Below are 20,642 nucleotides of genomic sequence, written 5' to 3'. Positions count from 1 at the left end.
GTGGCACGGCGGTTCCGGGGCGCGGGTGGCGGGCGCTCGCCGGGCGTTCTGGCGGGATTCCGCCGAGACCTGACGGATCGTCAGGTGGCACTGGGTGACGATCGGGGCACCCGGTAACGGCCCTTCGGGGCAGCCGGCGGCGGCCCTTTCGGGCGCCCGCTCGGCGTTCGGTGCTCGGCTCTCGGTGCTCAGCGCTCGGCGGCGGTGGTGGTGGCAGCGGGGGAGAGCGCCGCGCAGGACGGGACGGCGGCCAGCACCGACTCCAGCAGGCCGGGGAAGCGGGCGGCCAGGTCGTCCGCGCGCAGCGCGTTCATCTTGGAGGTGCCGCGCCGGTGCTGGCGGATCAGCCCGGCCTCGCGCAGCACCCGGAAGTGGTGCGTCATCGTCGACTTGGTGACCGGCAGGTCGAACGCCAGGCAGTTCAGCTCGCTGCCGCCGCTGCCCGCGAGGTCGGCGACGATCCGCAGCCGCATCGGGTCCGCGAGCGCGTGCAGCACGGCGACCAGGTGCAGCTCCGACGCCGGGGGCTCGGGGAGCAGTCCCGGGCAGTTCGGGTCGTGGTCGAGGGGCGTGTCGCGGGGCACGTCGTGGGCCATGGGCCCATGGTACGACATCTCTCGTAGTTTGACAGTTCTCGTAGTACGGTGTGTATCGTACGAAGCGCGGCAAGGCCGCAAGACGCAGTGAAGCCGAGTCCGGAACCACAGGAAGGACGGGCAGCAGTGAGCGCCCTCTTCGAGCCCATCACCCTCCGTTCGCTGACCATCCCCAACCGGATCTGGCTCAGCCCGATGTGCATGTACTCGGCCGCCCCCGAAGGACCCGAGACCGGCGCCGTCACCGACTTCCACCTCGCCCACCTCGGTTCCCGGGCCGCCGGCGGCGCCGGACTGGTCATGGTCGAGGCGACCGGCGTCCGCCCCGACGGCCGGATCTCCCCGTGGGACCTCGGCCTGTGGAACGACCGCCAGCAGGAGCAGCTCGCCCGGGTCGCCGCGCTGATCGCCCAGCACGGCGCGGTGCCCGCGATCCAGCTCGCCCACGCCGGCCGCAAGGCGTCCAGCCAGAGCCCCGCCACGGGCAGCGGTCCGCTGCCGATCGACCAGGGCGGCTGGCAGGTCGTCGGCCCGTCCCCGATCCCGTTCGACGAGGACCGGCAGGTGCCCGCCGAGCTGACCGAGGCGCAGATCGCCGAACTGGTCGAGGACTTCGCCGCCGCCGCCCGCCGCGCGCTGGCCGCCGGGTTCCAGGTCGTCGAGGTGCACGGCGCGCACGGCTACCTGCTGCACCAGTTCCTGTCGCCGATCTCCAACCACCGCACCGACGGCTACGGCGGCGACTTCGCCGGCCGCAGCCGCCTGGCCCGCGAGGTCGCCACCGCGGTGCGGGCCGTCTGGCCGGCCGAACTCCCGGTGTTCTTCCGGGTCTCCGCCACCGACTGGCGCCCGGCGGAGCCCAGTTGGACGGTCGAGGAGTCCGTCCTGCTGGCCAAGGAGCTGCAGCTGATCGGCGTCGACCTGGTCGACGTCTCCACCGGCGGCAACGTCCCGCACGCCGAGATCACCATCGAGCCCGGCTACCAGGTGCCGTTCGCCGAGACCATCCGCCGCGAGTCCGGCATCGCGGTCAACGCGGTCGGTCTGATCACCGACGCCGACCAGGCCGAGCGGATCGTCGCCGACGGCCGCGCCGACGCCGTCATGCTCGGCCGCGAGCTGCTGCGCGACCCGTACTGGCCGCTGCACGCCGCCCGCGAACTCGGCGTGCCCCGCAACTGGCCCGCCCAGTACGGCTTCGCGGTCGGCCCGCGCGGCTGACCGCCACCGCCCCGACCGGCTCCGAACGCCCCCCGACCGGCCCCCGGACCTGCTGACAGGCTCGGGGGCCGGTCCGCGCGGCCCGGCCGCCGGGGCTTGCTAGGGTGCCTGCGATGAGTGAAGCGACGGCGCGGCTGCGAACGGCAATCGCGGGGAACCTGAAGCACGCCCGGCTGGTCCGCGGCCTGAGCCTGCGCGACCTGGCGGAGCGGGCCGGCGTGAGCAAGGGCCTGCTGTCGCAACTGGAGCACAGCGCGGCCAACCCGACGATCGAGGTGCTCGGCGCCGTCGCCGCCGCGCTCGGCCTGGAGGTCGCCGACCTGATCCGCACCCCGCTGTTCGAACCGCAGGTGCTCTCCGCCCGCTCGGCCGAAGAAGCCTCGCGCACGCTGTTCGCCGGCACCGAGGCCCGCCGGATCGCCCTCTACGAGACCGCGCTGCCCCCCGGCGGCACCCACGACAGCGCCCCGCACGGCCGCGGCTCCGAGGAGTTCGCCTACGTGCTGTCCGGCGCGGTCGTGCTGACCCTGGAACAGCGCTCGGTGGCGCTGCGCGCGGGCCAGGCGGTCCGCTTCTCCGGCGAGGGCGAGCACAGCTACCGGGCGGCCGAGGACGGCCCGGTCGAGCTGATCACGCTGCTCGCGATGCCCTCCGACTGACCGCTCGGGCGACCTGGGCGGCCCGGCGCCCAGGTCGCCTGACCGGCCGTCAGGGCTCCAGCAGGACCAGGCCGCGGTAGCTCGGGGTCCCGTACCAGGCGAGGCGGTCCAGGGTGGCGGCGGGGAGCGGGAGGTCGACGGCGTCGAGCCAGCTCTCGCCGAAGTTGGCGTCCGTCCACGGGTCGTGGGCGAGGAACACGTCGGGGCCCGCGGTGCCGTGGACGGTGATCCAGTGCGGGCAGCTCTCGTCGTGCATGCCGAACTGCTCGATCAGCACCAGGGCGACCGCGCCGCCGGCCAGCGCGGTGCGCAGGGTGTCGAGCGAGAACGCCTCGGTGCGGACGTCCAGGCCGCGTGCGGCGGCCTCGCGGCGGAACCCGTCCTGGAGGAAGGCCCGCAGGTCGCGCTCCTCGTCGTTGACGCACAGCTCCAGCAGCACCGGCTCCTCGGTGGAGAGCAGCACCCGGGCCCGGGCGCCCTCGTCCGCCGCGGCCAGCGCCAGGCCGACCGGCTCGCAGCCGCCGACCGTGGTGGCCCGCCGCCACAGCCGCAGCTCGGCCTCCCGGGTCGGCCGCCCGCGCAGGCCCAGCGCGGCCAGGCCGATCTGGAGCGCGGCCGGGCCGCAGGTGAAGTCGGTGGTCTGCCGCAGGTACGGGACCGCGCCGGGCTCGGCCGGGGACGGCTCGCGCAGCAGCACCTGGCCGCGCGGCGGCGCCGCGTGGAACGGGCCCGCCACCGGCCCCGACCAGCGCGGCGGCTCGGGCAGCGCCCGCCAGCCGGCCGCGAGCGAGTGCTCCCAGTCGGTGTCGTCGGCGTCCGGGGCGAACTCGCGCTTGACCGAGACGGCGCCCTCGGCCCAGGCCCGCGCGACCACCGCGTCCACCAGCCGCGCCGTCAGCGCGGCCCGCTCGGCGGGCTCGGCGGCCGCCGTCCAGACGTCCGCGATCTTGCGGTAGGCGGTCAGCGGGCGGTGCACCTCGAAGGCGGCGCCGACCAGTTCACCGTCCCGCCGGGCCGTGTACAGGGTCGCCACCTGCACCCCGCCGTGCCGGTTCCACCGCCGCAGCAGGGCCGGGGGCAGGGCGTCGAGTCCGGCGGCGACCGAGGTCACGTCGGCGGGGACGGGCAGCGCGTCGATCAGCGGGTCGGCGGCAGGCACGGTCAACAGGCTCCGTAGCTAGGGGAGTGGGAGGAGGATCAGCGGGTGGCGAGCAGCTGCCGGGTGTACGGGTGGGCGGGCGCGCCCAGCACCGTGCCGGCCGGGCCGTGCTCGACCACCCGGCCCCGGTGCATGACGTAGACGCGGTCCGCGACCTGGCGGGCGATGCCCAGGTCGTGGGTGATGAACAGGACGCCGAGGTCGAGTTCGCGGCGCAGCCGGGCCAGCAGGTTCAGCACCCCGGCCTGCACCGACACGTCCAGCGCGGACACCGCCTCGTCGCAGACCAGCACCCGCGGGCGCGGGGCCAGCGCCCGGGCGATCGCCACCCGCTGCCGCTCGCCGCCGGAGAGCTCGCGCGGGCGGCGGTCCAGGTGGTCGCGCGGCAGGCCGACGAGCGCGAGCAGGTCGGCGGGGTCGTCGCCGGGGCGTCCGGCGGCGCGCAGCGCCTCGCGCAGGGCGGTGCCGACGCTGTGCCCGGGGTTCAGCGCCGCGTACGGGTCCTGGAAGACGATCTGCACCCGGCCGGGGTCGGCCGTCCGCCGCCGGGGGGTGCCGGGGCTGCCGGGGTCGTCGGGGTCGGCGAGCGGGAACTCCACCGTCCCGGCGTCCGGCCGCTCCAGGCCGACCAGGCAGCGGGCCAGCGTGGTCTTGCCGGAGCCGGACTGGCCCAGCACCACCACCGCCTCGCCCCGGTCCAGCCGCAGGTCCACGCCGTCCACGGCGGGCCGCTTGGTCCGGGCGAACCGCTTGACCAGCCCGGACACCAGCAGCGCGGGCTCCGCGCCGACCGTCCCGGGCCGCTCCGCCGACCGTTCCGCCACCGCCGCCGCCACCGCCGCCGGGTTCGGGGCCGCCGCCTGGGTCTCGCCGATCCGCAGGCAGGCGGCCAGCTGGCCGCCACCGCCGGGGGCGGGGGCCAGGACGGGGGTGTAGCGGTCCCGGCAGTCGTCCCGGGCCAGCTCGCAGCGGTCCGCGAAGGCGCAGCCCGCGCCGACCGCGTGGGCGGCCGGGACCCGGCCGGGGATGGTCGGCAGCAGCGGCAGCCGCCGGTCCGCCGGGGGCTCGCAGGCGGCGAGCCGGGCGGTGTACGGGTGGGCGGGGGTGTCCAGCACCTGCGGGCCGGTGCCGGTCTCGACCAGCCGGCCCGCGTACATCACGCCGATCCGGTCGGCCCGGCGGCGGGCCAGGCCGAGGTCGTGGGTGATCAGGACGACGGCCATCCGGCGGTCCCGCTGGAGCCGGGCGATCAGCTCCAGCACCTCGTGCTGGGTGGTGGCGTCCAGTGCGGTGGTCGGCTCGTCGGCGATCAGCAGTTCCGGGTCGGCGGCCAGCGCGGCGGCGATCGCGACCCGCTGCCGCATGCCGCCGGACAGCTGGTGCGGGTACCGCCCGGCGGTGTCGGCGGGCAGGCCGACCTCGGCGAGCAGCGCGGCCACCCGCCCGGCCCGCTCGGCGCGGGAGGCCCGGGAGGCCCGGGAGGCGCGGGACGGTTTGCCGGGCAGCGCCCAGCCGATCTGCGCCCCGCAGGTGTGCACGGGGGAGAGCGAGGTGAACGGGTCCTGGAGCAGCAGCGCGATCCGGCCGCCCCGGACGGTCCGCCACTGCCGGGCGTCCGGGTCGAGCGGGACGGCTTCGCCCGCCAGCTCCAGCGCGCCGGTGGCCCGGACCCCGGCGGGCAGCAGGCCGCTGAGCGCCTTGACCGTCATCGACTTGCCCGAGCCCGACTCGCCGACCAGGGCCAGCGTCTCGCCGCGCTCGACCCGCAGGTCGAGGCCCGCCACGATCACCCCGGCCGGCCCCGTCACCCGCAGGTCGCGCACCGCCAGCAGCGGGACGGCGACCGCGGTGGCGGTGGCGGCGGGGGAGACCGCTGCCGGTTCGGCTCGGCTCATCGGACGGCCACCTTCCGGTCCAGGCGCTCGGCGAGCCAGTCGCCGAGCAGGTTGACGCTGGTCGCGGCCAGGATGATCAGTACGCCGGGCAGCACCGGGGCGAGCGGGTTGTCGACCATCACCCGCTGGCCGTCGGCCAGTTGGCGCCCCCAGTCGGCGGCGCCGGGCGCCACGCCCAGGCCCAGGAAGGAGAGCGAGGAGAGCGCGACCATCGCGAACGCGGTGTTCAGCAGCGCGTTGGCGACCGCGACCGGCGCGGTGTTCGGCAGCACGTGCCGCAGCATGATCCGGCCCGGCCGGATCCCCAGCACCCGCGCCGACTCGATGTACGGGCGGGTGGCCTGCTCCATCACCGCGGCCCGGACCAGCCGGACGTCCGTCGGCGAGAAGAGGACGACCAGTACCAGCACCGTCACCCAGTAGCCGCCGCCGAGCATCCCGACCACCACCATCGCCAGCAGCACGGCGGGCAGCGCCAGCAGCAGGTCCGCGTACCGGCCCACCACGGTGTCCAGCCAGCCGCCGCGGAACCCGGCCAGGGTGCCGAGCAGCAGGCCGACCAGCATCGAGCCGCCGGCCACCACGACCGGCCCGACCAGCGCCGAGCGGGCGCCGCGCACGGCGAGCGAGAGGACGTCCCGGCCCAGCGCGTCGGTGCCGGACAGGTGGCCCTCGACGCCGGCGCCGACCGTGCCCAGGTAGAGGTCCTGGTCGAGGGCGTGCGGCGCGAGCAGCGGGCCGGCCAGCGCGCAGAGCACCGCGACGGCGAGGAACAGCGCGCTCAGCAGCACCGTCAGCGGGGCGCGGCGCAGGGCGGCGAGGCGCGGCAGGGCGCGGCGCGGCGGAGCGGGGCGCGGCGGAGCGGGGCGGCCGGTCATCGGGCGTCCACCGCCCGGGCCCGCATCCGGGGGTCGATCGCCAGGTAGGCGAGGTCCACCGCCAGCGTGACCAGCGAGACGAGCAGGGCGATCGCCAGGGTCAGCGCCTGCACCACCGCGAAGTCCTTGAACAGCACCGAGGACTCCAGCAGCGAGCCGAGCCCGGGCAGCGCGAAGGTGGTCTCCACCAGGACGGTGCCGCCGAACAGGTAGGCGACCAGCAGGCCCAGGCTGGTGACGATCGGCACGGCCGCGTTGCGCAGCACGACGCCGAGCACCCGGCGCCCGCCGAGGCCGCGGCCGCGGGCGAACACCACGTAGTCCTCCTCCAGTTCGCGGACCACGGCGGCCCGGGTCAGCTTGACCACGAACGCGCCCAGGCCCAGCGCGAGCGCCACGGACGGCAGCGCCAGGTGCCACAGGCCGTCCAGGAAGCCGGTGCCGGTGCCGTACACCGGGAACCACTCCAGGCCGACGCCGAAGACGTACAGCAGCAGCAGGCCGACCGCGAAGCCCGGCGCGCTCACGCCGACCACCGAGCCGCCGACCAGCAGCCGGTCCAGCAGTCGGCCGCGCCGCAGCGCGGCGGCCACCCCGGCCGGGACGCCGAGCAGCACGGACAGGCCGAAGGCCAGCCCGCACAGCGCGGCGGTCAGCCCGAGCCGCTCGCCGAGCACGGACGACACCGGCTCGCCGGTCCGGACGGAGCTGCCGAGGTCGCCCCCGAGCAGGCCGGACAGCCAGCGCCCGTACTGCCGCAGGAACGGTTCGTCCAGGTGGTACTGGGCCCGGACCTGGGCCAGCGCCTCCGGGGTGGCGTTCCGGGTGCCCAGCAGGTTGCGGGCGATGTCCCCCGGGGCGAGGAACAGCAGGCCGTAGACCAGCAGCGACAGCAGGAACAGCAGCAGCAGGGCGGTGCCGAGCCGCCGCGCCACGAAACCCGCCAGCGGGCGCGCCCCGCCCGCGGCCGCCTGCACCGGCCCGGCCGGCTCGGGCTTTGTCACGGGCGCTTCGGGCGCGGGGGCTTCGGGCGCGCCGGGGTCAGACGGCCGCATGGATCCGGGTGGGCCACTGCGACACCATCGTGTAGGAGGTGTAGCCGGTGACGCCGACGGTGTCGCGCAGCGCCAGCGCCGACTGCCCCCACCAGAGCGGCGCGTAGGCGGCGTCGGCGGCCTGCGCCTGCTGGGCCTGGAGCAGCAGTTCGGCCCGGGCGGCCGGGTCGCCGGTCGTCGCGGCCCGGCCGACCAGGTCGGTGACCTGCGGGTTGGCGTACTTGGCCGGGTTGTCGGGGCCGAGCAGCCAGGAGACGATCTCGCCCGGGTCGCCGGTGGTGTTGAAGTACCAGAAGAAGGTCAGCCCGGGGAAGGAGTTGATCTCGGCGATCCACTGCTCCAGCGGCAGCTCCTTGACGTTCAGCGTGACGCCGATCTTCTTCAGCTCGGCGGCGAACGCCAGCGCGGCGGTGCCCAGGTGCGGTCCGCTGCTCGGGTATGACAGGTCGGCGGTGAACCCGCCCGGCACCTTCGACCGCGCCAGTTCGGCCTTCGCCTTCTCCAGCGAGTACTCGTACTGCGGGACGGTCGCCAGCTTGGCCGCGGCCTGCTCCGGCGTCCACAGGCCGCCGAACTGCTCGGGGGTGGAGAGCGCGGTGGCGACCCGGCCGTGCCCGTGCAGCACCTCCTTGACGATCGCGGCCCGGTCGACCGCGTGCGCGACCGCCTTGCGCACGTGCGGGTCGTCGAACGGCGCGACGGTGGTGTTGAAGGTCAGGCCCGCGTACGAGCGGTCGGGCGTGTAGACGATCCGGGTGCCGCCGATCGACTCCCACTGCCGGGCGGCGGTCAGCGGCACGTTCAGCGAGGCGTGCGTCTCGCCGGACTGCCAGGCCAGCCGCCGGGTGTTGTCGTCCGGGATGAAGTCGATCCGGAGCTTGGCGACCTTCGGCGCGGTGCCCCACCAGTGCGGGTTGCGGGTCAGTTCGAGGTGCGAGTCCGGCTTGAACTCGGTGACCTGGTACGGGCCGGTGCCGGTCAGCAGCGACGCGGCGGTGCCGATCTTCCCGCCGGTGCTCTCCCAGTACGCCTTGGGGGCGATCCAGAGCGCCTGCGCGGCGGTCGCCAGCCACTCGAAGGCGACCGAGCCGCTCTTGCTGACCAGGGTGACCTCGTTCGGGCCGGTCTGCCGCGCGGACTCCAGGTCGGCCCAGTAGCTCGCGGTGCCGGGGGAGACCGTGCTGTCCGCCGCCATCGTGACGGAGTGCAGGACGTCCTCGACGGTGACCGGGCTGCCGTCGTGGAAGCGGGCGCCCTCGCGCAGCGTGTAGACGTGCGTCCGGTCGTCGGTCTTCGTCACGGCGGAGGCCAGCGCCGGGACGAGCCGGCCGTCGCCGTCCACGCCGACCAGGCCCTCCATCGCGACGGTGGCCGCGTAGTAGTTGAGGATCCCGGACTCCTGCCCGGGGTACAGGTTGGAGAGCGAGCCCGGCAGCGAGACCCGCAGCAGCGGGATCTCCTTGCCGGTGTCCCGGCCCGCCGCGGCCTGCCCGCCGCCGTCCGCCGCCCGGTCGCCCCGGGAGGGCTGCGCCCCGCAGGCTTCCAGCAGCGCACCCACGGACAGCACGGCGGCGCCGGTGAGGGCGCCCTTGAGGATGCTGCGCCGCCGGAGGGCGGGCGGCGGGGAGACCTGGGACATCGTGTTGCCACCTGTGCGCGTGGTGCCGAAGCCCGTGTCCATTGGAACGGGCCATTTGGATTGAATTAGTAAACACCTGGCGCCTGAGGATGGCTACGGAGAGGGCTGTGACCTCTCTCGCAGTGGCCGAAAACATCCGCATAGTGAGACAGGAGCGTCCAATCCGACCCCCGGCGACCGACCCCGGGGCGGGGTCGGCGCACCACGGGTGAAAGTCCGGATGGCGGACGGTTCGATTCCGGATACTGGCGGCGGCCGGTCTCAGGAGGCCGCCGCGCTGCCCGCCGCGCTGCCCGCCGACGCGGGCGCCGGGTCCCCGGCCTCCGCGTCCCCGTCCCCGTCCTTCCAGCGGCCCGGCTCGACCATGAACGCCCCGAGCGCGACCCCCAGCAGCGGGACGGCCGGCAGCAGGGTCAGCACGCCCTGCGGGCCGTGCCGCTGGGCGATCAGGCCGAACAGCGGGGCGATCAGGCCGCCCACGCTGACCGCCAGGCCGAGCGTGACCCCGGCCGCCGTGCCCGGACGGTTCGGCAGGTAGTCCTGGCCGAGCTTCACCAGCACCGCGAACGGCAGGTTCAGCGTCGCCCCCGCCAGCACCGCGAACAGCAGCGGCGCCCACGCCCCCGGCGCCACCCGCAGCAGCACCAGCGCGGGCACGGTCAGCGCGGTGCCCCACTGCGCGGTGCGCACCATGCCGATCCGGTCGGCCAGCCGCCCGCCGCCCAGCGTCCCCGCGACGCCGCCCAGCAGGAAGCAGGTCAGCGCCGCCCCCGCCAGCAGGTGCGAGGCGCCCAGCTCCCGCAGCCAGTACAGCTCGATGAAGGTGCTCACCCCGAAGAACACCACTGAGCGGACGACCTCCACCCCGGTCAGCACCGCGAACGGCCGCCAGCGGTCCCGCCCGCCGCGCCGCGCCGCCCCGGCGGTGTGCGGGTACGTCCGGTGCCGGGCCCGGAACAGCAGCGCCGCCATCAGCAGCGCCGGCAGCGTGAACACCGCCGTCGCCCGCACCCCCCACGCCGCCAGCAGCGGCGTCGCCAGCACCGGCGCCAGGAAGAACCCGACGCTGCCGCCCGCCGCGAACACGCTCATCGCCCCCGCCGAGTCGCCCGCCGCCTCCCGGGCCGCGCGCCCCGCCGCCGGGTGGAACGCCGCCACCCCCAGCCCGGAGAGCAGCACCAGCACCCACACCAGCGGATAGCCGTCCGCCAGCCCGCTCAGCCCCGCCCCCAGCCCGGCCAGCGCCAGCCCGGCGGCCGCCAGCCAGGGCAGCGGCCGCCGGTCCACCAGCAGGCCCACCAGCGGCTGCGGCACCGCGCTGCCCAGCGTCGCCGCCAGCGTCAACCCGCCCGCCGCGACGTACCCGTAGCCGCGCTCCAGCACGAAGTACGGCACCACCGCGGGCACCAGGCCCTGGTACAGGTCGTCCACGGCGTGCGCCGCGCCCCACATCCGCATCCGGCGCCAGGTGCCGGCCGTGCCGCCCGCCGCCTCGTCCCTCACTTCGTTCGTCATGCCGACCAGGCTGGCGGTCGGGACGGGGTGCGGGCTTCCGGTACTCTGCCAATCCGTGTCGCCAACCCGCCAAACCGCCGTGGGCGGGCCGCCGCCCGCCGCGCGCCACCAGCCGGAGACCGGCCCGAGCCGGCACCCGCTCGCGCACCGGCAGCGGATCGACTGGCACTGGCACGACGTCAACCAGCTGATCACCCCCGGCCGCGGCGTGCTGGAGGTCAGCACCCCGCAGGGGCGCTGGGTCGTCCCGCCGCACCGCGCGGTGTGGCTGCCCGCCGGCGTACCGCACGCCCAACAGGCCCACGGGTCGAGTGAGTTGCGCTGCCTGATCTACCCGGCCGAGACCAACCCGCTGCGGCTGAGCGCGCCCGCCGTGCTCGCCGCCACCCCGCTGCTGCGCGAGATCATCGCCCACCTGACCGGCCCCGACGCCCCCGCCGGACGCCCGGCCCGGACCCTCGAACAGGCCGCCCTGGACCAGCTCGCGCACGCCCCCGAACTCCCGCTCGGCCTGCCGCGCCCCGCCGACCCCCGGCTGCGCGACCTGGCCGAACTGCTCGCCGCCGACCCGGCCGACGGCCGCTCGCTGGCCGAGCTCGGCCGCGCCGTCGGCGCCGCCGAACGCACCCTCAGCCGGCTGTTCCAGCGCGAGCTGGGCCTCGGCTTTCCGCAGTGGCGCACCCAACTGCGCCTCCAGCACGCCCTGTTGCTGCTCGCCGAGGGCCGCTCGGTGACCGGCACGGCCGCCGCCTGCGGCTTCCGCTCGCCGAGCGCGTTCATCGAGGCGTTCCGGCACGCCTTCGGCACCACGCCCGGCCGCTACCAGCAGGACTGACGCCGGGTCGGCGGTGCCTGGTCAGCGGTGCCGGGTCCGGGTCTGGACCTCCCGGCCGTATCCGCGCGAACCGTCCAGCGGGTCGGCCGAGTTGGGGACGCGGCGGCGGGAGGCGGCGACCTGGCGGGAGACCACCACGTCGATCAGGCACCAGGCGGTGAGGAAGACGCCCACCGCCATCAGCGCCAACGCCGGTGTCAGCAGGTCGGTGTGGGCCCAGGAGGCGAACAGCGCCACCACGAAGGCCACCAGGGTGAACGCGAACGACACCCCCGCCCGGACGGCGGCCGCCCGTACCTCGTCCGGCAGCCGACCGCGCCGACGAACGGCCATCGCCACTCCCTGTGCGTCCGTGTGCCCGGGCCCGCCCCCGCCGTCCGGGTGCGCCAAGACCTGGCCTGCCCAGCCCGGTTGAGGCTATGCCGCCGACCGGGCCAATCCCACCGGGAGCGGGCGTGTCGCGCCGATCTCGTCCCCCGTCCCCGTCAGGATCGTATTCGGCCCCGCAAGGGCGCCCTCCCGGCGGGCCCGCCGGGAGGCCGGCCGGCCGGGCGGCCGGGGGTCGGTCAACCGTGCGGGCGGGGTGGGGAGTTCAGTTCGGCAGGGTGGCGTCGAGTTCCTCCAGCGCGCCGACCACGATGGTCCGCATCGCCCGTTCGGCCAGCTCGGGGTCGCCCGCGCAGATCGCCTGGGCGACGTCCCGGTGCAGCTGCACCGCGTACTCGCGCGGGCGGTGCGGCATCAGCCGGTGCTCGGTGCGGCCGGTGAGGACGGCGCCCACGGTGTCCTTGAGGTGCGCGAACATCTCGTTGCCGGAGGCCCGGAGCACCGCCGCGTGGAAGGCGATGTCGTGCGCCAGGAAGGCGTCCAGGTCGGCGGCCCGCGCGGTGACGGTCAACTCGACGGCCAGCGCGCTCAGTTCGCGGCGGTCGTCGTCGCCGGCGTGCCGGGCCGCGAGCGCCGCCGCGGCGGGCTCCACCGCGACCCGCAGCGAGCCCAGCGAGCGCAGCTGCGCGGACCGGTCGGCGCCGGCCAGCCGCCAGCGGATCACCAGCGGGTCGAACACGTCCCAGTCGGCCTTCGGCCGGACGGTGATCCCGACCCGCCGGCGCGGCTCGACCAGCCGCATCGACTCCAGGATCCGCACCGCCTCCCGCACCACCGTGCGGGACACCCCGTACCGCTGCTCCAGCTCCTCGGCGCGCAGCACGGTTCCCTCCGGCAGTTCGCCGGAGGCGATCGCCGGGCCGAGGTCGGCGAGCAGGCGGCCGGGCAGGCCCTGGATCTCCATCGGCCCAGCTTATCGGCGCCCGTGGCGGGAAGGCGGTGCCCGTCCCGCCCGGCCGGACCGCCGCCCACCAGGCCGGACGCGTAAAAGTATGACGATTAGGTTTCGACCGCTTGAATAAGTCATACCTTTGCGTCAAGGTTGCCCACGCAAGCAGGCAAGGACAGGAGCACCACCCATGGCTCTCAGTGCCGAGAACCAGCAGCCGCCCGTCGTCGTGGTGATGGGCGTCTCCGGAGTCGGGAAGACCACCGTCGCCCGGCTGCTCGCCGACCGGCTCGGCCTCCCGTACGCGGAGGCCGACGACTTCCACCCCGCCGCCAACATCGCCAAGATGACCGCCGGCACCCCGCTCGACGACCGCGACCGGCAGCCCTGGCTGCGCGCGCTCGGCGACTGGCTCGGCGAGCGCGCCGCGGCCGGCAGCGGGGGAGTGGTCACCTGTTCCGCGCTCAAACGGGACTACCGCGACGTGCTGCGGGCCGCCTGCCCGGACGCGTTCTTCCTGCACCTGACCGGAACCCACGACCTGGTCGGCGACCGGCTGGCGCACCGCACCGGCCACTTCATGCCGCCCTCGCTGCTGGACTCCCAGTACGCCCTGCTCGAACCGCTGCGGGCGGACGAGGACGGCACCGCGCTGGACGTCGGCACCGACCCCGAGACGCTCGTCGACCGCGCCGTCGCGGCCCTGGCGCAGCGCAACCGCTGAACCCCCCCACCCCACCCCCACGTCACACCCCCGCCGCCGGACGCCCGACAGCCGGCCGGAGGCGGGCCGTCAATGGAGACCCCCGTGACCCCCACCCTGCTGGCCGCCGGCGCGCCGGCGCTGCCGCACACCGCGAGCAACGGCCAACTGCTGCTCGCCGTGCTGCTCGCCATCGGCGCCATCGTGCTGCTGATCACCCGGTTCAAGCTGCACCCGTTCCTGGCCCTCACGCTCGGCTCGGGGCTGCTCGCCGCCGTCGCCGGCGCGCCCTTCGACAAGCTGCTGGCCAGCTTCTCCACCGGCTTCGGCGCCACCGTCGCCTCGGTCGGCCTGCTGATCGGCCTCGGCACGATGCTCGGCAAGCTGCTCGCCGACTCCGGCGGCGCCAACACGATCGCCGACACCGTGCTGGCCCGCACCGGCCCGAAGCTGCTGCCCTGGGCGATGGCGCTGATCGCCGCCGTGCTCGGCCTGCCGCTGTTCTTCGAGGTCGGCGTGGTGCTGCTGGTGCCGATCGTGCTGCTGGTGGCCCGGCGCGGCAACGCGCCGCTGATCGCGATCGGCATCCCCGCGCTGGCCGGCCTCTCGGTGCTGCACGGCCTCGTCCCGCCGCACCCCGGCCCGCTGGTCGCGGTCGACGCCCTGCACGCCGACCTCGGCGTCACGCTGGCGCTCGGCCTGCTGATCGCCGTCCCGACCCTGATCGTGGCGGGCCCGCTGTTCGGCCGGCTCGCCCAGCGCTGGGTCGGCCCGCTGGAGCTGCCCGCCGAGACCGCGCCGGTGGAGACCGCGAAGCGCGAGCGCACCCCGCGGTTCGGCGCCGTGCTGGCGACCATCCTGCTGCCGGTCGTGCTGATGCTCGGCAAGGCGCTGGCGGACGTCCTGGTCGACGACCCGAAGGCGACCGTGCAGCGGGTCTTCGACTTCGTCGGCTCGCCGCTGATCGCGCTGCTCGCCGCGACCCTGCTGGCCATGTTCACCCTCGGCCGGGCGGCCGGCTTCGACAAGGGCAAGGTCTCCGAGACGGTCGGCTCGGCGCTCGGCCCGATCGCCGGCATCGTGTTCATCGTCGGCGCGGGCGGCGGCTTCAAGCAGACCCTGATCGACGTCGGCGTCGGCCAGGCGGTCAGCGAGTGGTCCGGCAAGTGGCACGTCTCCGCGCTGCTGCTGGGCTGGCTGATCGCGGTGCTGATCCGGCTCGCCACCGGCTCCGCGACGGTCGCCACCATCACCGCCGCCGGCATCGTCGCCCCGCTGGCCGCCGACATGTCGACCAGCCACTCCGCGCTGCTGGTGCTGGCGATCGGCGCCGGCTCGCTGTTCCTGTCGCACGTCAACGACGCCGGGTTCTGGCTGGTCAAGGAGTACTTCGGGATGAGCGTCGGCCAGACCCTGAAGTCCTGGTCGGTGATGGAGACGATCATCTCGGTGGTCGCCATCGCGCTGATCCTGCCGCTCAGCCTGGTCATCTGACCACGGCCGCACCCTCCCCGCGGACCGCGACGCCCTCCGGACTTCCCGCTTCTCCCGGAGGGCGTCGCCCTGCCCTCAGCCCCGCAGCAGCTCCGCGGTGCGCTTGCGCACCTCCGCGCCGTCCAGCCCGCGCACCGTCAGCGTGGTGCGCCGCCGCAGCACGTCGTCCACCGTGTACGCCCACTCCTGCTCGGCCGCGTACACCACCTGCGCCCACACGTCCGGCCCGTCCGGGTGGATCCGCTCGCCCAGTTCGGGGCGCTCGGCGATCAGCCGGGCGATCTCGAAGGAGAGCGTGCCGTAGTGGGTGGCCAGGTTGCGGGCCACCAGCGGGTCCATCCGGCTGCCGGGCTCGCGGTCGGTCAGCAGGCGGCGGGCGACGGCCTGCGGGGCGCCGATGCCCGGCAGCGGGACGGTCGGCGGGATCGGCGAGACGTCCTCGGCCAGCCCGACGCCCGGCGCCCGCTTGAGCTGCTCCAGGATCACCCGGCCGATGTGCCGGTAGGTGGTCCACTTGCCGCCCGCCACCGACAGCATCCCGGCCCGGCCCTCGGTCACCACCGTCTCCCGCTTCGCCGCCGCCGTCGACCCCGGCCCGCCCGGCAGCACCCGCAGGCCCGCGAAGGCGTACGTGATGTCCTCCCGCCGCAGGTGCTCGCCGCGCACCGCGTGCCCGGCCTCGGCCAGGATCTGGTCGACGTCCGCCTCGGTGGCCCGGACGTCCAGCGGGTCGCCGGTGTACTCCTCGTCCGTGGTGCCCAGCAGGACGTGGTCCTCCCACGGGATCGCGAACGACACCCGGTAGTGGTCGATCGGGATGGTCAGCGCCGCCCGCCACGGCGCCTGCCGCCGCAGCACCACGTGCGCGCCCTTGGACAGCCGGATCGACGGAGCCGCGCCCGCGTGCTCCATCCGCCGCAGGTGGTCCACCCACGGGCCGGTGGCGTTCAGCACCAGCCGGGCGTCCACCCCGAACTCGGTGCCGTCCAGCGCGTCGCGCACCTCCGCGCCGGTCACCCGGCCGCGGGTGAAGCGCAGCCCGGTCACCTCGGCGTGGTTGAGCGCCACCGCGCCCGCGTCCACCGCCGCCCGCACCGTCATCACGGCCATCCGGGCGTCGTTCATCTGGTGGTCGCCGTACACCGCGACCCGCCGCAGCCCCTCGGTGCGCAGCCCCGGCACCGCCCGGGCCGCCGCCGCGGGCGACACCACCCGGCCCAGCCCGTCGCGGAACGCCGACAGCGCCGAGTACAGGAACACGCCCGCGCCCAGCTTCGGCGCCGAGTGCGGCCCGTCCTCGTACACCGGGACGAAGAAGGTCAGCGGACTGACCAGGTGCGGCGCCACGTGGGTGGCCAGCGCCCGGCGCTCCCGGTGGTTCTCGGCGACCAGCCGCACCGCGCCGGTCTGCAGGTAGCGCAGCCCGCCGTGGACCAGCTTGGACGAGGCCGAGGAGGTCGCGCCCGCGAAGTCCCCGGCCTCCACCATGGCGACCTTCAGCCCGGCCTGGGCGGCGGTCCACGCGGTGGCGGTGCCGAGGATCCCGCCGCCGATCACCAGCAGGTCGTAGCGGGCCCGGCCGAGCAGCTCGCGGGTGGCGGCGCGGGAGGCGACGCGGCCGGCGGCGCGCTCGGCGCCCAGGGTCGGGACGGTGGCCGAGGTGGGCGGGGTGGTTGCCATGGCGTGTGTCGGACCGGCCCTGGGCCGGGTCCGCTGCTCCTTCCGGTCGGTGGGGGTGCTGCGAGGGCGGGGCGGGGCGGCCGCGGGGGCGGGCCCGGGTCAGGCCCCGGGCTGCTCGGGCTGCTGCTCGTCCTGGTCGATCCAGCCCATGGTGCGCTCCACGGCCTTCAACCAGTTGCGGTGCTCGCGCTCGCGCGTGTCGGCGGCCATCCGGGGCGTCCACTCGGCGGCCCGGTGCCAGTTGGCGCGCAGCGTCTCCAGGCCGTCCCAGAAGCCGACCGCCAGGCCCGCCGCGTAGGCCGCGCCGAGCGCGGTCGTCTCGGCCACGTACGGGCGCTCGACCGGGACGTCCAGCACGTCGGCGATGTACTGCATCAGCAGGTTGTTGGAGGTCATGCCGCCGTCGACCTTCAGCGCGGTCAGCGTCACGCCGGAGTCCTTCTCCATCGCGTCCACCACCTCGCGGGTCTGCCAGGCCGTCGCCTCCAGCACCGCCCGGGCCAGGTGCCCCTTGGTGACGTACCGGGTCAGCCCGGTGATCACGCCGCGCGCGTCGGAGCGCCAGTACGGCGCGAACAGGCCGGAGAACGCGGGCACCACGTACGCGCCGCCGTTGTCCTCGACGGTGCCCGCCAGGGTCTCGATCTCGGCGGCGGTCGAGATGATGCCGAGCTGGTCGCGCAGCCACTGCACCAGCGAGCCGGTCACCGCGATCGACCCCTCCAGCGCGTACACCGGCGGCCGGTCGCCGATCCGGAAGCCGACCGTGGTGAGCAGGCCGTGGTACGAGTTGACGATCTTCTCGCCGGTGTTCAGCAGCAGGAACGTGCCGGTGCCGTACGTCGACTTGGCCTCGCCCTCGGCGAAGCAGGTCTGGCCGAACAGCGCCGCCTGCTGGTCGCCGAGCGCCGCCGCGACCGGCACGCCCGCCAGGTCGCCGACCGCCTCGCCGTACACCTCGGCGGAGGAGCGGATCTCCGGCAGCATCGCGAGCGGGACGCCGATCGACTCGGCGATCCGCTCGTCCCACTCCAGCGTGTGCAGGTTCATCAGCAGCGTGCGGGAGGCGTTGGTGACGTCGGTGACGTGCCGGCCGCCGTCCACGCCGCCGGTCAGGTTCCAGATCAGCCAGCTGTCCATCGTCCCGAACAACACGTCCCCCGCCTCGGCGCGCTCGCGCAGGCCCTCGACGTGGTCCAGCAGCCAGCGGATCTTCGGCCCGGCGAAGTAGCTGGCCAGCGGCAGGCCGGTCTCCCGGCGGAACCGGTCCTGGCCGACGTTGCGGCCCAGTTCGCGGCAGAGCGCCTCGGTGCGGGTGTCCTGCCAGACGATCGCGTGGTGCACCGGGACGCCGGTGTGCCGGTCCCACAGCACGGTGGTCTCGCGCTGGTTGGTGATCCCGACCGCCCGGACGTCCGCCGCGGTCAGCCCCGCCCGCTCCAGCGCGCCGCGCACCACCGAGCGGACCCTGGTCCAGATCTCCGCCGCGTCGTGCTCCACCCAGCCGGGCTGCGGGAAGAGCTGCGCGTGCTCCTGCTGCTCGACGGCGACGATCCGGCCGTCCGCGTCGAACAGGATGCACCGGCTGGACGTGGTGCCCTGGTCGATCGCGGCGATGTGGCGGGCGGTCCTGCTGGCGGTCATGCGGTTCCTCGGCTCACGGACGTCGACGGGGCGGGGGTGACTCTTCGTCAGTCCCCGTGCGCGCGGGTCCGGCAAACCAGGCGGGCGGGCGGTCCGCCGAGCCTCTCCGGACTGCTGTTCGACAATGTCGAACAGCCTTCGGAAGCCAACCGCAGCCGGATGCCCCCCGTCAAGGCGGTGTGACGCAACCCGCCCGCCGCACGGGCGCGCGACCGGCCCGCCGCATGGGCGCGCGACCGGCCCGCCGCATGGGGCGCGGAAGTCGCCGGGGGCTCAGAACCGGTGCGCGCCCAGGTCCCGGGAGATCGCCCGGGCCGCCGTCCGCACCGAGGCCACCAGCGCCGGGCGCACCGCGCCGTCCGGGCCGCACACCGTCTCCACCGCGCCCGACACGCACACCGCGCCGACCGGGTTGCGCCGCCGGTCCTGGATCAGCGCCGCCACCGAGGCCACCCCCTCCCAGGTCTCCTCCACCGCGTCCGCCCAGCCGCGCTCGCGGACCAGCGCGCACTGCGCGTCCAGCGCCGCCGGCTCCGTCACCGTCCGGGCCGTGAACGGCTCCCACGGGCCGTCGCCCAACTCGCCGCGCGCCACCGGGTCGTACGCCAGCAGCACCTTGCCCAGCGCCGTCGCGTGCAGCGGCTGCATCGAACCGACCTCCAGCACCTGCCGCGAGTCGTCCGGCCGGAACACGTGGTGCACCACCAGCACCCCCCGCTGGTGCAGCACCCCCAGGTACACCGTCTCCCCGGCCGCCCGCGCCAGGTCGTCCGCCCACACCAGCGCCCGGGCCCGCAGCTCGTGCACGTCCAGGTAGCTCTGGCCCAGCCGCAGCAGCTCCGCGCCCAACTGGTACTTGCCGCTCTCCGGATCCTGCTCGACGAAGCCCTCCTGCTGCAGCGTCCGCAGGATCCCGTGCGCGGTGCCCTTCGCCAGCCCCAGCCCCGCCGCCACCTCCGACAGGCCGAGCCGGCGCTCCCCGCCCGCCAGCAGGCGCAGGATCGCGGCCGCCCGCGACAGCGACTGGATCGCACCGGGCACCCGCCCACCTCCACTGACCACCGGTCGACAATGCCGACCACCATGCCGGAACGGGGCGACGCGCCCCGGACGACCGTACTACCCGGCCGTCCGGTTCCGCCCGCCCGCCCGTTCCGGCTGCCCGGCATGGTCAGCCGCGGGTTCGCGGGCTCAGGCGTCGGCGTCGGCGTCGACGCCGGGCTCGGCGACCCAGCCCGCGATCAGGACCAGGCCGGTCGGCCGGTGCACCGCCAGGAACGCGAACGGCCGGTCGAACGCGGCGCGTGCCCAGCGGACCGGGAAGCGGGCGGAAGACCCCGAGGCGCCCCGGGGCACCTCCAGCTCGGTGACCGCGCCGGCCTCGAAACCCGCCGCGGAGAACTCGGCGGTGGCGGCCTGCCCGGCCCGGCCGACCTTGAGCGGGACGGTGCGGCTGATGCCGGGGAAGTGGCTGCCGTCGCCGGTGGCCGCGCGCAGGCCGAACGCCCCGGCGTGCGCCAGCAGGTCGTGCTCCACCCGGACCTCGAAGCCCGCCGTCACCAGCAGGGCCTGGTGCTCCGGCTCGCTCGACTCCACCGAGCGCAACCGCAGGCCGGGGCCCGGCGCACCGTCCGGCAGGTCGGTCAGCCGCCGCCGCTCCGCCGCGCCCGCCACCAGCTCGAACCCGGCCCCGACCACCGCCGCCGGCTCGGCACCGGGCTCGCCCAGCACGAGGTGGACGTCCACCTCGCCGCCGCCCGCGACCCGGACCTCCGTCACCGGGCCCGCCGAGGTCTCCGCGAGCGCGAGCCGCTCGAACAGCCCCGGGCCGGACGCCTCCAGCATCAGGGGCTCCAGCCCGGCCCAGGGCCCCTGCTGCGGCTGGTGCCGGCAGCGGTGGAACCGCCGTGCCCACCTGGTGCGCACCGTCAGCGCCGAGGCCAGCACCAGCAGCGCCCCGCTCGGTTCGATCGACAGCCCCGGCACCAGGCCGCCGGTCCGCTCCCGCGCCCAAGCGTCCAGCGCCGCCCGGTCCTTGGCGGCGTCGCCGGTCAACTGCCCCCACAGCGAGGCGTCCAGGCTCTCCCGCCAGCCGTCCTCGACCCCGGCGTCCGCCGCCGTCCACACGCCGAGCGCGGCCGCGCAGCCCGGCACCCTCCGGATCAGTTCCAGCAACTCCCGTGCCTGGGCGGGTGCTTGGTCGGCGGGGGCGCCCAGGGCCTGTGCCAGTTCGGTGCGGGCCGGGCCGGCGGCGCCCGCCGCCAGCGCCGCGAGCAGCGGCCAGACGCCGAGCGCCGTCCACGCCTGGTTGACGGTGTGGTCCAACTCCCGCCCCCAGCGCGCTCCCAGCGCGTTGACCCGTTCGATCGCGTCCGTCGCCATGCTCGTCCCCC

The 20,642-nt window shown here is 75.7% G+C and carries 18 protein-coding genes; 5 read left to right on the top strand and 13 right to left on the bottom strand.

Annotated features, from left to right (window positions below; genetic code table 11):
* Positions 1–188: 188 nt before the first annotated feature.
* Positions 189–596 (bottom strand): ArsR/SmtB family transcription factor, encoded by a 408-nt coding sequence (locus KSE_RS07735; protein WP_014134726.1) that lies wholly within the window; start codon positions 594–596, stop codon positions 189–191.
* 126 nt (positions 597–722) lie between these two features.
* On the opposite strand from KSE_RS07735, the gene KSE_RS07730 reads away from it, so the two are divergent.
* Both KSE_RS07730 and KSE_RS07725 read left to right on the top strand, forming a co-directional pair.
* Positions 723–1,817 (top strand): NADH:flavin oxidoreductase/NADH oxidase, encoded by a 1,095-nt coding sequence (locus tag KSE_RS07730; RefSeq protein WP_014134725.1) that lies wholly within the window; start codon positions 723–725, stop codon positions 1,815–1,817.
* Positions 1,818–1,930: 113 nt separating this feature from the next.
* Positions 1,931–2,476 carry a helix-turn-helix domain-containing protein gene (locus KSE_RS07725; RefSeq protein ID WP_014134724.1) on the top strand — a complete coding sequence of 182 codons (546 nt, stop codon included), beginning with the start codon at positions 1,931–1,933 and terminating at the stop codon, positions 2,474–2,476.
* 49 nt (positions 2,477–2,525) lie between these two features.
* Here the strand turns inward: KSE_RS07725 and KSE_RS07720 are convergent, their stop codons facing one another.
* From KSE_RS07720 to KSE_RS07695, 6 genes are all read right to left on the bottom strand, one after another.
* Complete coding sequence (locus tag KSE_RS07720; RefSeq protein WP_014134723.1) at positions 2,526–3,635, bottom strand: peptidase C39 family protein; 1,110 nt, start codon at positions 3,633–3,635, stop codon at positions 2,526–2,528.
* Between the two features lie 38 nt (positions 3,636–3,673).
* A complete protein-coding gene (locus KSE_RS07715; protein ID WP_033260009.1) occupies positions 3,674–5,530 on the bottom strand; it encodes an ABC transporter ATP-binding protein in 1,857 nt (618 codons plus the stop codon).
* Positions 5,527–6,408: an ABC transporter permease gene (locus tag KSE_RS07710; RefSeq protein WP_014134721.1), complete on the bottom strand. Its 882-nt coding sequence runs from the start codon at positions 6,406–6,408 to the stop codon at positions 5,527–5,529. Before KSE_RS07710 ends, KSE_RS07715 begins: the two co-directional genes overlap by 4 nt.
* Positions 6,405–7,412, bottom strand: a complete 1,008-nt coding sequence (locus KSE_RS07705; protein ID WP_014134720.1) for an ABC transporter permease — start codon at positions 7,410–7,412, stop codon at positions 6,405–6,407. The genes KSE_RS07710 and KSE_RS07705 overlap by 4 nt, the downstream gene beginning before the upstream one ends.
* A 37-nt stretch (positions 7,413–7,449) precedes the next feature.
* A complete protein-coding gene (locus KSE_RS07700; RefSeq protein ID WP_033260010.1) occupies positions 7,450–9,102 on the bottom strand; it encodes an ABC transporter substrate-binding protein in 1,653 nt (550 codons plus the stop codon).
* A 261-nt stretch (positions 9,103–9,363) separates the two neighbouring features.
* Positions 9,364–10,617 carry an MFS transporter gene (locus tag KSE_RS07695; protein ID WP_051055124.1) on the bottom strand — a complete coding sequence of 418 codons (1,254 nt, stop codon included), beginning with the start codon at positions 10,615–10,617 and terminating at the stop codon, positions 9,364–9,366.
* A gap of 79 nt (positions 10,618–10,696) precedes the next feature.
* Here KSE_RS07695 and KSE_RS07690 point away from each other — a divergent pair, with 79 nt between their 5' ends.
* On the top strand, positions 10,697–11,452 hold the full coding sequence (locus KSE_RS07690; RefSeq protein WP_014134717.1) for an AraC family transcriptional regulator: 756 nt from the start codon (positions 10,697–10,699) through the stop codon (positions 11,450–11,452).
* Between the two features lie 21 nt (positions 11,453–11,473).
* On the opposite strand, the gene KSE_RS07685 is transcribed toward KSE_RS07690, so the two are convergent.
* Positions 11,474–11,785, bottom strand: coding sequence for a hypothetical protein (locus KSE_RS07685; RefSeq protein WP_051055123.1), 312 nt, complete (start codon positions 11,783–11,785; stop codon positions 11,474–11,476).
* 259 nt (positions 11,786–12,044) lie between these two features.
* Complete coding sequence (locus tag KSE_RS07680) at positions 12,045–12,743, bottom strand: FadR/GntR family transcriptional regulator (protein ID WP_014134715.1); 699 nt, start codon at positions 12,741–12,743, stop codon at positions 12,045–12,047.
* A gap of 175 nt (positions 12,744–12,918) precedes the next feature.
* Between KSE_RS07680 and KSE_RS07675 the strand changes: the two genes are divergently transcribed.
* Together KSE_RS07675 and KSE_RS07670 are read left to right on the top strand one after the other, a co-directional pair.
* The gene (locus KSE_RS07675) at positions 12,919–13,452 is read left to right on the top strand and encodes a gluconokinase (protein WP_014134714.1); all 534 of its coding nucleotides are present in this window, start codon (positions 12,919–12,921) and stop codon (positions 13,450–13,452) included.
* A gap of 72 nt (positions 13,453–13,524) precedes the next feature.
* Positions 13,525–14,925 (top strand): GntT/GntP/DsdX family permease, encoded by a 1,401-nt coding sequence (locus KSE_RS07670; RefSeq protein ID WP_051055122.1) that lies wholly within the window; start codon positions 13,525–13,527, stop codon positions 14,923–14,925.
* 75 nt (positions 14,926–15,000) lie between these two features.
* Here the strand turns inward: KSE_RS07670 and KSE_RS07665 are convergent, their stop codons facing one another.
* The 4 genes from KSE_RS07665 to KSE_RS07650 all read right to left on the bottom strand — a co-directional run bounded on the left by KSE_RS07665 (position 15,001) and on the right by KSE_RS07650 (position 20,631).
* The gene (locus KSE_RS07665; protein ID WP_014134712.1) at positions 15,001–16,605 is read right to left on the bottom strand and encodes a glycerol-3-phosphate dehydrogenase/oxidase; all 1,605 of its coding nucleotides are present in this window, start codon (positions 16,603–16,605) and stop codon (positions 15,001–15,003) included.
* A gap of 99 nt (positions 16,606–16,704) precedes the next feature.
* Positions 16,705–18,249, bottom strand: coding sequence for a glycerol kinase GlpK (gene glpK, locus KSE_RS07660; RefSeq protein WP_014134711.1), 1,545 nt, complete (start codon positions 18,247–18,249; stop codon positions 16,705–16,707).
* A gap of 273 nt (positions 18,250–18,522) precedes the next feature.
* Complete coding sequence (locus KSE_RS07655) at positions 18,523–19,290, bottom strand: IclR family transcriptional regulator (protein ID WP_014134710.1); 768 nt, start codon at positions 19,288–19,290, stop codon at positions 18,523–18,525.
* Between the two features lie 150 nt (positions 19,291–19,440).
* Complete coding sequence (locus KSE_RS07650; protein ID WP_014134709.1) at positions 19,441–20,631, bottom strand: serpin family protein; 1,191 nt, start codon at positions 20,629–20,631, stop codon at positions 19,441–19,443.
* Positions 20,632–20,642 lie beyond the last annotated feature (11 nt).

Source organism: Kitasatospora setae KM-6054, assembly GCF_000269985.1.
GTDB classification, from domain to species: domain Bacteria; phylum Actinomycetota; class Actinomycetes; order Streptomycetales; family Streptomycetaceae; genus Kitasatospora; species Kitasatospora setae.
The sequence above is the reverse complement of the archived record's forward strand: the minus strand, read 5'-3'. Positions and strand labels throughout refer to the sequence as shown.

Excerpts from the sequence above, each read along its gene's own strand:
- glpK (WP_014134711.1), bottom strand. The coding sequence starts at position 18,249 with ATGACCGCCAGCAGGACCGCCCGCCACATCGCCGCGATCGACCAGGGC.
- KSE_RS07650 (WP_014134709.1), bottom strand. The coding sequence starts at position 20,631 with ATGGCGACGGACGCGATCGAACGGGTCAACGCGCTGGGAGCGCGCTGG.
- KSE_RS07725 (WP_014134724.1), top strand. The coding sequence starts at position 1,931 with ATGAGTGAAGCGACGGCGCGGCTGCGAACGGCAATCGCGGGGAACCTG.
- KSE_RS07700 (WP_033260010.1), bottom strand. The coding sequence starts at position 9,102 with ATGTCCCAGGTCTCCCCGCCGCCCGCCCTCCGGCGGCGCAGCATCCTC.
- KSE_RS07735 (WP_014134726.1), bottom strand. The coding sequence starts at position 596 with ATGGCCCACGACGTGCCCCGCGACACGCCCCTCGACCACGACCCGAAC.
- KSE_RS07675 (WP_014134714.1), top strand. The coding sequence starts at position 12,919 with ATGGCTCTCAGTGCCGAGAACCAGCAGCCGCCCGTCGTCGTGGTGATG.
- KSE_RS07665 (WP_014134712.1), bottom strand. The coding sequence starts at position 16,605 with ATGGCAACCACCCCGCCCACCTCGGCCACCGTCCCGACCCTGGGCGCC.
- KSE_RS07685 (WP_051055123.1), bottom strand. The coding sequence starts at position 11,785 with ATGGCCGTTCGTCGGCGCGGTCGGCTGCCGGACGAGGTACGGGCGGCC.
- KSE_RS07710 (WP_014134721.1), bottom strand. The coding sequence starts at position 6,408 with ATGACCGGCCGCCCCGCTCCGCCGCGCCCCGCTCCGCCGCGCCGCGCC.
- KSE_RS07695 (WP_051055124.1), bottom strand. The coding sequence starts at position 10,617 with ATGACGAACGAAGTGAGGGACGAGGCGGCGGGCGGCACGGCCGGCACC.
- KSE_RS07715 (WP_033260009.1), bottom strand. The coding sequence starts at position 5,530 with ATGAGCCGAGCCGAACCGGCAGCGGTCTCCCCCGCCGCCACCGCCACC.
- KSE_RS07680 (WP_014134715.1), bottom strand. The coding sequence starts at position 12,743 with ATGGAGATCCAGGGCCTGCCCGGCCGCCTGCTCGCCGACCTCGGCCCG.
- KSE_RS07670 (WP_051055122.1), top strand. The coding sequence starts at position 13,525 with ATGGAGACCCCCGTGACCCCCACCCTGCTGGCCGCCGGCGCGCCGGCG.